At 72.9% G+C, this 11345-nt stretch carries 7 protein-coding genes; 5 read left to right on the forward strand and 2 right to left on the reverse strand.

The annotated features are described in order from the left end of the window. The 5 genes from VIP82_RS07535 to VIP82_RS07555 form a co-directional block, all read left to right on the forward strand. The coding region (locus VIP82_RS07535) for an amidohydrolase family protein (RefSeq protein ID WP_331907230.1) at positions 1–1364 on the forward strand (1364 nt) is incomplete at its 5' end. Between the two features lie 131 nt (positions 1365–1495). Beyond that, positions 1496–2431, forward strand: coding sequence for an NADP-dependent oxidoreductase (locus VIP82_RS07540; protein WP_331907232.1), 936 nt, complete (start codon positions 1496–1498; stop codon positions 2429–2431). Then, the gene (locus tag VIP82_RS07545; RefSeq protein ID WP_331907234.1) at positions 2428–3498 is read left to right on the forward strand and encodes an alkene reductase; all 1071 of its coding nucleotides are present in this window, start codon (positions 2428–2430) and stop codon (positions 3496–3498) included. Before VIP82_RS07540 ends, VIP82_RS07545 begins: the two co-directional genes overlap by 4 nt. 9 nt (positions 3499–3507) lie before the next feature. After that, positions 3508–3975, forward strand: coding sequence for a MarR family winged helix-turn-helix transcriptional regulator (locus tag VIP82_RS07550; protein ID WP_331907236.1), 468 nt, complete (start codon positions 3508–3510; stop codon positions 3973–3975). A 167-nt stretch (positions 3976–4142) separates the two neighbouring features. Next, on the forward strand, positions 4143–6503 hold the full coding sequence (locus tag VIP82_RS07555; protein WP_331907238.1) for a glycoside hydrolase family 65 protein: 2361 nt from the start codon (positions 4143–4145) through the stop codon (positions 6501–6503). A 37-nt stretch (positions 6504–6540) separates the two neighbouring features. Here the strand turns inward: VIP82_RS07555 and VIP82_RS07560 are convergent, their stop codons facing one another. Together VIP82_RS07560 and VIP82_RS07565 are read right to left on the reverse strand one after the other, a co-directional pair. Next, positions 6541–8067, reverse strand: a complete 1527-nt coding sequence (locus VIP82_RS07560; protein ID WP_331907240.1) for a hypothetical protein — start codon at positions 8065–8067, stop codon at positions 6541–6543. Then, on the reverse strand, positions 8064–11345 hold a 3282-nt coding region (locus VIP82_RS07565; RefSeq protein WP_331907242.1), incomplete at its 5' end, for a hypothetical protein. The genes VIP82_RS07565 and VIP82_RS07560, both read right to left, overlap by 4 nt.

Below are 11345 nucleotides of genomic sequence, written 5' to 3' on the forward strand. Positions count from 1 at the left end.
GTGTCGGCAGCGACGGCATGAGCGCCGACGCGCGCACCGGCGCACTCGTGCTGTCGCGCGCGTCGGTGCGCGACGCGGACGGGCTCGTCGACATCCTGCTGGAGGACGGTCGCATCTCCGTCATCGCGCCGGCGGGACAGGGGATGCTCCCGCCGTCCGCCGAGATCGTGGACGTCGGCGGGCGCGTCGTCGCGCCGGCGTTCTCGGAGCCCCACCTCCATCTCGACAAGGCGTTGCTCGGCGGCCCGTCCAGCGGCGGTGCCCTCGATGCCGCGATCGAGTACACCGCGGAGCGCAAGCGCGACTTCACCCACGCGGACGTCGAGGCGCGGGCCGAGCGCGTGCTGGCGGCGGGGCTGCGAGCGGGTACCACCGCGATCCGGGCGCAGACGGAGGTCGACCCGATCGTGGGCCTTCTGAGCGTGGACGTCATGCACGACCTCGCCGCGCGCCACCGGGAGTGGCTCGACCTGCAGATCGCCGTGTTCCCGCAGGAGGGCATCCGTTCCCGCCCCGGCACCCTCGCGCTCATGCGGGAGGCGCTGCGGCTGCCGGGCACGGTCGTCGGCGGCTGCCCGTACACCGAGGCCGATGTCGCGGATGCGCGGGCGCACGTCGACACCGTGCTCGACCTCGCGGCCGAGTTCGGAACGCTCGCCGACCTGCATCTCGACCTCGCAGACGACGCGACCGATGAGCGCTTCGCGCTCGCCGACTACGTGGCCCAGGCGACGGCCGCCCGGGGGCTGCACGGGCGGGTCGCGATCGGCCACGTCACGACGCTCGGCGCGCTCGAGCCCGACCGGCGCGCGCGCACGCTCGATGCGCTGGCCGGCGCCGGCGTGGCCGTGGTGGTGCTCCCCGCCACCGACCTGTACCTCGTCGGCCGCAATGATCGGAGGTCGGTCCGCCGTGGCGTCGCGCCGATCGGGGAGCTGTGGCGCCACGGCGTTCGCACCGCCGTGTCGTCCAACAACATCCGCAACGCCTTCACCCCGACGGGGACCGCGGATCCGCTGGACATGGCCCTGCTCCTCGGGCGCGTGACCTTCGCCTCGGATCCGGCCGATTTCGCTGCCCTTCACCGCGCGGTGACCACGGATGCCGCAGGGGTGATGGGATCGGAGCGGGCACGCGGTCTGGCCGTCGGCGCGCCCGCCGAGCTCGTGGTGCTCGACACGCACGATGCGGAGTCCGTGGTCGTCGACCAGCCGGCGCGCCGGCTCGTCATCGCTCGGGGACGCATCGTCTACACCTCGGCGGTATCGGAGCGATTCCACGGGACGGCGGCCGATCACTTCGGCGGTGAGATGGCCGCGGGTCTCGGCGGGGCGCGCCGCGCGGAGCACGCCTACGGCGTCTGATCGGGGTCTGTGCTCCGCCGTCTCTTGCGGCGTAGGGTCGGCTGTTCGCTGTCGTCGAACAAACGTTGCCGACCACATATATCGCGCTATCGTCATTCATGTTGCCGACCACATGAATGAAGGAGACGGTCATGAAAGCTCAGGTCATCACTCGGTTCGGGGATCCGGAGGTCTTCGAATACGGCGAGGTGGACTCGCCCGCCGCCGGCCCCGGACAGGTTCTCGTGCGTGTCGCCGTGGCCGCTGTGAACCCGCTGGACGCGAAGATCCGCGCCGGCGCCCTGGCGTCGATGTTCCCCATCGACTTCCCCGCGGTGCTCGGCAGCGAGATCGCCGGCGTCGTCGAGGCGGTGGGTGACGGCGTGTCGGAGCTTTCGGTGGGGGAGCGCGTCGTCGGATTCGCACCCTCGGGCGGCTATGCCGAACTCGTCGTCACGACGCCGGATCGGCTCGTCCGCGTGCCCGACGCGCTGCGGCTCACGCAGGCGGTGACGCTCCCTACCGCCGCCGAGACGGCGCAGCGGGCGCTGGCGCTCCTGGACGTGCAGCCCGGTGAGACGGTCGTGGTGAACGCGGCGGCCGGATCCGTCGGAAGCGCCGCCGTGCAGCTGCTCGTCGCCGCGGGCGCGCGGGTCATCGGCACGGCCTCCGAGACCAACCACGATTACCTGCGGGCGCTCGGCGCGACCCCCGTCCGCTATGGCGAACACCTGCGCGCGGACCTCGATCGGGCCGCACCCGACGGGGTGGATGCCGCCTTCGACGCCGGCGGTCGCGGGTTCGCGGAGCAGATGCTGCCGCTGGTCGATCCTTCGCGGATCGTCACGATCGTCGACTTCGCGGCCGCTGCCAAGGGCGTGCGGATCGCTGCCGGCGACCCGTTCGAAGTGAACGCGCGCTCGCTCCCCCCCGTGCTCGACCTCGCCGCGGCGGGGCGGTTCGCCACCGAGATCGCCACAGTGGTGCCCTTCGACGGCGTCGCCGAGGCGCATCGCCTCAGCGAGCGCGGCCACCTGCGCGGCAAGCTGCTCGTGCGGGTCGCCGACATCCCGGGAGCGCACGCATGAGCGCCCTGTGGGAGCCCACCACGGTGGGCCGGATGCGGCTGCCTCACCGCCTCGCGCTCGCACCGATGACACGCAGCCGAGCCCTTCCCGACGGCACGCCCGGCCCGCTTGCCGCCGAGTACTACGCCCAGCGCGCCGCACTGGGACTGCTCATCACCGAGGGGGTCCAGCCGTCCGACGACGGCCAGGGCTACCTGAACACACCGGGCATCTACCGGCCCGCGCATGTGGCGGGGTGGCGGACGATCGCCGACGCCGTGCATGAGCGTGGGGGTCATCTGGTGCTGCAGCTGATGCATGTCGGACGGATGTCGCATCCCGACAACACGCCGCACCACCGGCAGTCGCTCGCGCCGTCGGCGGTCGCACCCGGCATCGAGATGTTCACGCCCAGCGGGCGCCGGCCGGCACCTCGGCCGCGTGCGATGACGAGCGCCGACATCCGCCGTACGGTGGCCGAGTTCCGCGACGCCGCCGGCAAGGCGGTGGAAGCGGGCGCCGACGGCGTCGAGATCCACGCGGCCAACGGGTACCTGCTGCACCAGTTCCTCTCGCCCAACGCCAACCTGCGCATCGATGGCTACGGCGGCTCGATCCCCGCTCGCTCGCGCTTCACGATCGAGGTCGCCGCGGCCGTCGCCGACGAGATCGGGGCTGACAGGGTCGGCATCCGGATCTCGCCCGGTCTGCTCATCGGCGGCATCGACGAGGGACCTGATGCCGCAGTACAGTATCGGCACCTCGTCGGTGAGCTGGCCCCGCTCGGCCTCGCCTACCTTCATGTCGTGCAGTCGTCGGACGAGGTGCTCCTCCGTGATCTGCGTGCGCTGTGGCCGGGTGCGCTCCTGGTCCTGCGCGCGGGCCGATCCGTGCAGTCGGTCGCGGACGACATCGATGCCGGAGTGGCCGATGTCGTGCCGGTGGCGCGTTGGGCGCTGGCGAACCCGGATCTCGTCGATCGGATCCGCGCGGGTGCGCCGCTGAATGACGCCGACCCCGTGACGTTCTACGGTGGAGGTGCCGCCGGCTACACCGACTACCCGGCGCTCGCGAGCATCTCGACCTGACGAGGAACCATGGCCGCCCAGTCCACGACGCCCGACCCCGACGAGCACCGGTTCGTGCTCGCCGACGTCGCGCCCGTGAGCTGGGCGGTCATGCAGCTCGCTCACACACAGCGTGCCCTGGCGGCACAGCGCCTCGCCACGCTCGGGCTGTTCCCTGGGCAGGAACTCGTGCTGGCGCACCTCTGGACCGTCGATGGCCGCTCGCAGAAAGAGCTGCGCTGTCTGCTCGGCCTGGACCATTCCACGATCGCCAAGTCGGTGCAGCGCCTCGAGAAGGCCGGCCTCGTCCGCCGCGAGCGCTCGGCCGCCGATGGCCGCGTGACCCTCGTCCAGCTGACGGACGCCGGCCGCGCCCTGCAGGAGCCGGTGCGCCGGATCTGGGAGGAGCTCGAGACCCGCTGGGCGCACATCGCGCCGGAGGACGCCGACCGGCTCACGTCCCTCGCGCGCTCCCTCCGCGCCCCAGCCGCCGACTGACGCACCACGGCGCGGTGCGGCGAAGGCTCCGGTGCGAAGCCCTCACGATCGATGTCGAGCGGGCCTGACCGGGCCGATTCGCTCAGGGCGCAACGCCCGCGATACCGGGACGCCGCGCTGATTGCAAGGCCTTCGCGAGCCCGGTGGCACACCCGCAGACTGGCCGCATGCCTGACAGCTCCGGTTTCGACGTCTCGCCGTGGGGGATCGGCTGGTCGGGCTGGGATCCGCAGCGCCAGGCGCGGCGGGAGTCGGTGTTCTCGCTCTCGAACGGCCACATCGGCTGGCGCGGCACCCTGGACGAAGGCGACCCGTGCGAGGTGCCCGGCGCGTACCTGAACGGGCTCTTCGAAGAGCATCCGATGCCGTACGCCGAGGACGGATACGCGTACCCCGAGCACGGGGAGGCGCTGATCAACGCCCCCGACGGCAAAGTGATCCGGCTGCTGGTCGCAGATGAGCCGCTCGACATCCGGCAGGGGCGGCTCGAGCACCATGAGCAGCACCTCGACTTCCGGTCGGGGACGCTGCGGCGGGAACTGCGCTGGACGTCACCCGCCGGAGACACCGTGCACGTCGAGTCCACCCGGCTGGTGTCGCTCGCGCATCGCCCGGTCGCCGCGATCGACTACCGGGTGACCGCCGTCTCCGGACCGCTCGACCTCACCGTGCTCTCGGAGATCGTGGCGGACGAGCCGCTGCCCCGCGTGCATCCCGACGACCGTGTGATGGCCCCCCTCGAGCACCCGTTCGAGCCCGTCGAGCAGTTCGCCGACACGACCGGGGCCACCCTCCTGCTCCGCACGCGACGCAGTGGGATCGGTGTCGCAGCGGCGATGGACCACACGTTGGAGGGCGCCGACTGCTCCGTCGACACCGAGGCATCCGAAGATGTGGCCCGCACCACCGTCACGGCCCGTCTCGCCGCGGGCGACAGCATCCGTCTGGTGAAGTTCGTCGCCCACGAATGGTCCGATGCCCTCACCGATGCCGCACTGCGCGACCGCGTGCAGGCGTCGGTCGAAACCGCGACGCAGCTCGGCTGGGATGGGCTGGCCCGCGCGCAGCGGGAGTACCTGGACCACTTCTGGGACGCTGCCGATGTCGTGCTCGAGGGCGACGCGCGCCTGCAGCAGGCGGTGCGGTTCGCGCTCTTCCAGGTGCTGCAGTCCGCCGCGCGCACCGAGGTTCGCTCGATTCCCGGAAAGGGGCTCACCGGCCCGGGCTACGAGGGGCACACCTTCTGGGACGCCGAGGCGTTCCTGCTGCCCGTGCTCACCTACACGATTCCGGATGCCGCTGCCCACGCCCTGCGCTGGCGGCACTCCACGCTCGACCTGGCGCGGGAACGGGCGGAGCAGCTGCATCTGGCCGGTGCCGCGTTCCCCTGGCGGACGGTCAGCGGACGGGAGTGCTCGGGCTACTGGCCTGCCGGCACGGTCGCGTTCCACATCAACGCCGACATCGCCGTCGCGCTCCTGCGGCACGTGCGGGTCACCGGCGACGCGGACTTCGAGCGCGAGGTGGCGCTCGAGATCCTCGTCGAGACCGCGCGACTGTGGGTGTCGCTCGGCCATCGCGGTCGCGACGGTGCGTTCCACATCGACGGCATCACCGGCCCCGACGAGTACTCGGCGCTCGTGGACGACAACACGTTCACGAACCTCGCCGCCCAGCGGAACCTGCGCGGCGCCGCCGAGGCCGCGCGCCGGCACCCCGACGACGCCCGTCGGCTCGGCGTCACAGACGACGAGCCGGGCGCGTGGGAGGGCATCGCCGACGCGATGGCCGTGCCGATCGACGAGGAGCGCGGCGTGCATCAGCAGTCGGCCGGCTTCACCGGCCTGGAGCGCTGGGACTTCGAAGCCACGTCGCCGGACCAGTACCCGCTGCAGGACCACTTCCCCTACTTCGACCTCTATCGCAAGCAGGTGGTGAAGCAGGCCGACCTGGTGCTGGCGCTCCAGTTCTTCCACGAGGAGTTCTCGGACGACGAGACGGCGCGCGCCTTCGCCTATTACGAGGAGCTCACCGTCCGCGATTCGTCGCTCTCGGCGTCGTCGCAGTCGGTCGTCGCCGCGTGGATCGGACACCTCGACCTGGCGATCGACTACCTGCGTGAGGCTGCCACGCTCGACCTCGAGGATCTGCGCGACGATATCGACGACGGCCTGCACGTGGCGGCGCTCGCCGGCGTCTGGACGGCGGTCGTGTCGGGGCTCGGCGGGATGAGGGACGGATGCCGCGGCCTCGAGTTCGCGCCTCGGTTGGAGGCTCCCCTCACCCGGCTGGCCTTCGGCGTCCGCGTCGCCGGATGCGTGCTCCGCGTCGACGTCGGGACCGACGCGGCGACCTACACGCTCGTCGGCGGGCGCACGCTGCGCGTCCGGCACTTCGAAGACGATGTAGAGCTCGAACCCGGGTCGCCGGTGAGGCTGGCCACCCCGCCGCGGAGCGCACCCGGCCCGCGCCCTTCGCAACCTCAAGGGCGGTCGCCGCGCGAGGTCCGCGCGGCGAGGGGCGACTGACGGTCGCGGCGGGGGCTCCTCTACGAAGCCCCGGCCGTCACGCGTTCGGGTCCGGCTTCGGCGCCTCGACCATGACGTCCCAGCGCAGGTGGGAGACCGGTGGGCCGGCCGCGGGCAGCGCACTGCGCTCGACCCAGAGGACGGGGGCGCCGTTGGTGTCGCGGGCGAGCCTGGCGCGGCGACGGACCCGTACGCCCGCGCTCGGAATGGCCCGGATGTCGAGTTCATGACCGCTGCCCGCCCCCGCGCCCGAGGGGCCGCCGAGGAGTCGCGACACCGGTCCCGGTCGCGGTTGCGGCACCGGCCCGGTCAGATCGGCGAGGATCGCCTGCCGCCAGTCCTGCGACCGGGTGTAAGGATGCCAGTGCGGCGGCAGCGTCGTCATCGGCTCGTAGCGGAACTGGCGCGTACCGGTGCGCGTCGTCTCGGCGACGGCCTGCGCGGTCGACGTGTCGGCGAGCAGTTCGGCGCCATCGGCCCGCAGCTCCGCCGCCCAGGCCAGGTCGGCGTCTTCATCGACGCCGATCACGATGTCGTCGAGGGGTGGGCCTCCGTGCGCGGCTACGGCGACGGGCCACACGACCAGATCGGTCGCGGCAAGGCCTCGGACGAAGTACAGCGACCACTCGCCGGGCCCCTCGGTCGGCGGGGCGGCGAGATCGTGCGTCTCGCCGAACGAATCCGTCACCCGGACGACGGCTCCGAGGCTTGCAAGCACGCCCGCGGTCGGCGGCGCGGTGCCGGCGATCGGGTCTGATCCGGCCGGCACAGGGAACACGAACCAGTCCTCCGCATCCGAGACCGCGAGATCCGACAGGAGCATGGTCGCCAGATGCGAGCGATCGGGGGCGAACGCTCCGAGATCGACGGCGGCATCCTCGATCTGCCACCAGCGCGGATGCGGCGCACCGGGGAAGGTGAGACGCGTGGGAACGACCTCCGCCTCCAGGGGCGCTTCCCCGACGGGGACCCCTGCGGCCTTGCCGACGTCGACGCTGAACCAGTCGACATCGCCCCCGCGGTGCTCGCGCACCTCGAGTCCCGTGTCACCGGCTGAGAAGGTCGCGCTGTACGACAGGTCGCGACGCGAGAAGCGGTCGGGCGGCGGCGAGGGCACGCCGAGCTCGCCCCAGACCGCGTCACCGGCGAGGACCCCCGATTCGAAGATCGCCTGGCCGTCCACCGCACCCGAGAGGCCTTCATAGGGTGCCGGGAGCGGGCCGAAGCGGAAGCCGTCGAGATCCTCCGGCCGCAGCAGCGGCGCGGCGGCGCGGCCGGCCCGGGCACGTCTTCCGATCGTCCACCACTCGCCGGGCTCGGCCTCGATGAGGGCCTCGCCGGGGATCACCGTCGGATCGAGGTGCGGCCGCGCCGCGTCGTAGCGGAGCGGAATCTGCTGCGGGGTGAGCGTCACCCGGACGGGGGAGGAGGCATCCTCTCCCTGGAACTCGCCGAGCTCCCACTGCCGCGCGAGGAACCATACCGGGTCGGCGACCTCGGCCCGCAGCCCGATCTCGGGGTCGGTGCGGCCGGGTTCGAACCAGGCTCGCCGGAGGTTCGTCATGTCGGCCACCCCTGCCTGATGTCGACCGGCGGCTCGGCCTGCACGATCGGCGACGGCGTCGCCCACGGGAGCCCGTCGCGATCGGTGGGACGCGCGGCGCGTGCCAGCGCGAGCCGTCGCACCTGCGTGACGACACGCAGCAGCGCCTCGCCTTCGAGGGGACGATCGGGATCGGGCGGCACCGCGACCAGCACGGCGTTCGGAGCGCGGGTCTTGGGGGCGTTGAAGCCGAACGCCGCCTGCGTGACGTGGTGCTGTGACGGCACCGAGTCCACCCAGCGATCCAGGAGTGCGAGGCCGACACGTACCGAGGCTCCGGTCACCTCGGGGCCGTATGCGATACGCACGGGCCCCGTCGTGCCCCACGGCTCGCCCGCGGGAGCGTCGATCGCCGCGGGCCACGGCTCCGCGGCGGTGAGCTGGTGCGCCTCGAGCGCCGCGACCCGGGGTCGGACGGCGGCGACGATCTCGAGCCACTCGGCGTCGAGCCTGCCGTCGGCAACCGCGGCCCACGGCGGCAGCAGTCCGCGATCGACCACGGGGACGACGGGCAGATGCCGCCGCCCCACGAGGGTGCGGAGCTGATCCTGCAGCGCCGCGATCGATGCGGGCTCCTCGTCCGTCTCGTCGATCCGTGCGGCGAAGGCCTCGGCTGCCTCCGCCCGCCGGTCGTCAGCCGTCCAGTCCTCGGCCACGTCGTGCAGCCCGAGCTTCCACCGCTCGTCGAGCGCCGTGACCGCGGCATCCGTCACGACATCCGCTTCATCGGTGAGCGCCGCCCGCAGGGCTTCGGCGCGGTCGAGGAGCTCGGCACGCCGATCCTTCAGGCTCTGCACCATCGCGGGCACGAGAGCGGGATGGTCCTCCATTCCGTCGGGCGCCGCTTCCGACCCGCCCAGGAGCCGGAGTGCGGCCGAGACGGCGGGATCGGCGAGATCGTCGATCGCGTCGGCCGCGAGCGCGTGGAAGACCGGGTCGGCGATGGCGACGGGATCCGTGTCGGGAGTCGCAGGCTGACCCGCCGGCAGCACGAGCCAGCACGCGACCGGGACGGTCGTCGCCTCGCGCGGAGTGCGGATTCCGAGCAGCTCCACCGGCGTCGCCAGCCCGGCGGCAGCCTCCATGGCCGCGCCGCCGGCTTCCGGGCTGCGCGTGACGAGAGCATGCACGCCATCGACGAGAAGCAGATCGGCGTAGGCATCGAGCATGTCGTCCAGCGGCGCGAGCCGGTCTCCGAGATCGGCCGGCAAGCCGGGCGGGAGCGCGTTCGCCCGCACGGCGTCCAGCACCGCAGCGCCGTTGCACACGCGGCGGGTCACGTCGCCGGTCCCGGCCGTCTCGCCGGTCGTCGGGAATGCGCGCCGCAGCACCCGCACGTCGTTCGGGTCGCCTGCCACCGCCTCGACCTCGAGACCGAGCGCCTCGAACGGGTGGACGCCGAGCCGCACGCGGTCATTGAGCCGGATGGCGGCGCGGACCTTGTCGGCGCTCAGCGTCAGATCCCAGCGGCCTTCGCTCTTCGTGCGCACCGCGGCATCGCGCAGCACGGCGGCGACCTGCGCCTGGGCGAATGAGGGAGCGTGCAGCAGACCGGCCTCGGTCGGGCCCGGGGGGAGGCCCGGACGTGCCGGCGACCACGGCTGCGGGCGATCCACCCAACCGTATGCGCCGAGGAGGAATGGTGCCCCCGCGCTCGCCATGAGCGTGGCACGCCGTGCCGCCATGCCCATCAGCCACGGGTCGGCGCGGAACGAGGCTGCGTCGAGCGTGGCCTTGATGCCGCGGAGCGCGTCAGCGGGGTTGTTGCGGTATTCCTCGATGAGTTCCTTCAGCGCTTCCCGCACCTCGTCGAACCGGCGGACGATCAGCTCGCCCTCCCGACCCGACCCGGCGACGAACCCGATCGCGTCGTCCGACCCGGCCATGACCGTGTTCGGATAGTCGTCGTCCAGCGGAATCCGCCGACCGGGGTCGGGGGTGATCCCGAGATCGAGGTCGAGCGCCGCGCGGCCCACCGTGGCGCGCGCGATGATGAGCGCCTCGCGCATGAGGTGACCGAAGAGCCCGAACTCGACGTGCTCGCCGAAGTAGAGCGACTCGGGGTGCTCGTCGAGCATCTCGAAGAGGCGATCGGGGTCGGGTTCCTCGTCGCGCGACGGAGCGGGCAGGTGCCGTCGTGTGCCCGCGGCGGTGAGGGGCGAGAACGCGAACGGCGAACCGTGCCACGCACTCGCCGTCGACCGGTCGTAGGCGGTCGCGTGGCTCACGACGAAGCCCTGCGCGATCTGCTGCGCCTGCACCGTCGGCAGGTCGTCGACGCGGCGGACCCGCCAGAACATCGACGGTGCGTGGCGTCCGTGCAGGCCGAGCAGGGTGGCGGCATCCGCGCCGACGACGGGTGAGGCATCCGGAACGGTCGTGGCCGCCGCGGCGGCGCGCGCCGCCCCGTCGCGCCAGGGCACCGCCCACTGCGCGACCGTACGCTCGACGTCGCCGGCCACGGGATCGTCGCCCGGGGCATCCCGCCAGCGCACGTCGAGGTCTCCGGGGTCGGGCAGGTCGGCGTCGCCGAAGTCCGACGTCGGGAGCAGCCCGTACGGCTGATCGCCGACGCGGACCGCCGGCCACGGGCCCTGCACGGCGAGCGTGCGCGCGGCCCATTCCGCCAGGTCGGGCTCGGCCGTCGAGCCGGCGATCGTCCCGACGACGTCGCGGATGGTGCGGCCCCAGAGCACGGGCCAGAGACCCCGCACCGCGAGAGCGGCCGTCCGGCCGTGCCCGGCCTCTCCACCGGGGAGGGGGAGTGCGGGCGCTCCGGCTGCGGGGTCCACCCCGAACGCGCGGAGCACGTCGAGCGTGCCCGGCTGCTCCGTGCCGTCGAGGTCGAGCAGCGAGAGCCAGGTCTCGGGGTCGTCGGCGAGCGGCGCCGCGGCCGCTCCCGCGACCGTGTTCGTCGGCGTGCCCTGCGGCACCACGCCGAGTCGCCCGGCCGCGGCGTGCGACGCGAGCAGATCCGGGGCGGGCGTGTCGCCCGCGCCCACGACGACGAGAGCTCTCAGCGTGTCGACCTCGTTCTGGGTCAGCGAGAGTTCGGTCGCGAGCCCGACATCCCTGGCGCGCTCGTAGTCGAGCCACCACAGGCGGGGCAGCGTGCGGTCGCGTGGCTGGAGCGGGCCGAAGCCCAGCTCGGCCGTGATCTGCGCCCGGTCCACCGCGAGCGTGGCGGCCAGCCTGGTGCCGCCGTCGAGGACCAGCCACACGTCCAGCGCCTCGGGCAG

This window comes from Microbacterium sp. (assembly GCF_036566905.1).
GTDB lineage: Bacteria > Actinomycetota > Actinomycetes > Actinomycetales > Microbacteriaceae > Microbacterium.

Excerpts from the sequence above, each read along its gene's own strand:
- VIP82_RS07560 (WP_331907240.1), bottom strand. The coding sequence starts at position 8,067 with ATGACGAACCTCCGGCGAGCCTGGTTCGAACCCGGCCGCACCGACCCC.
- VIP82_RS07540 (WP_331907232.1), top strand. The coding sequence starts at position 1,496 with ATGAAAGCTCAGGTCATCACTCGGTTCGGGGATCCGGAGGTCTTCGAA.
- VIP82_RS07555 (WP_331907238.1), top strand. The coding sequence starts at position 4,143 with ATGCCTGACAGCTCCGGTTTCGACGTCTCGCCGTGGGGGATCGGCTGG.
- VIP82_RS07545 (WP_331907234.1), top strand. The coding sequence starts at position 2,428 with ATGAGCGCCCTGTGGGAGCCCACCACGGTGGGCCGGATGCGGCTGCCT.
- VIP82_RS07550 (WP_331907236.1), top strand. The coding sequence starts at position 3,508 with ATGGCCGCCCAGTCCACGACGCCCGACCCCGACGAGCACCGGTTCGTG.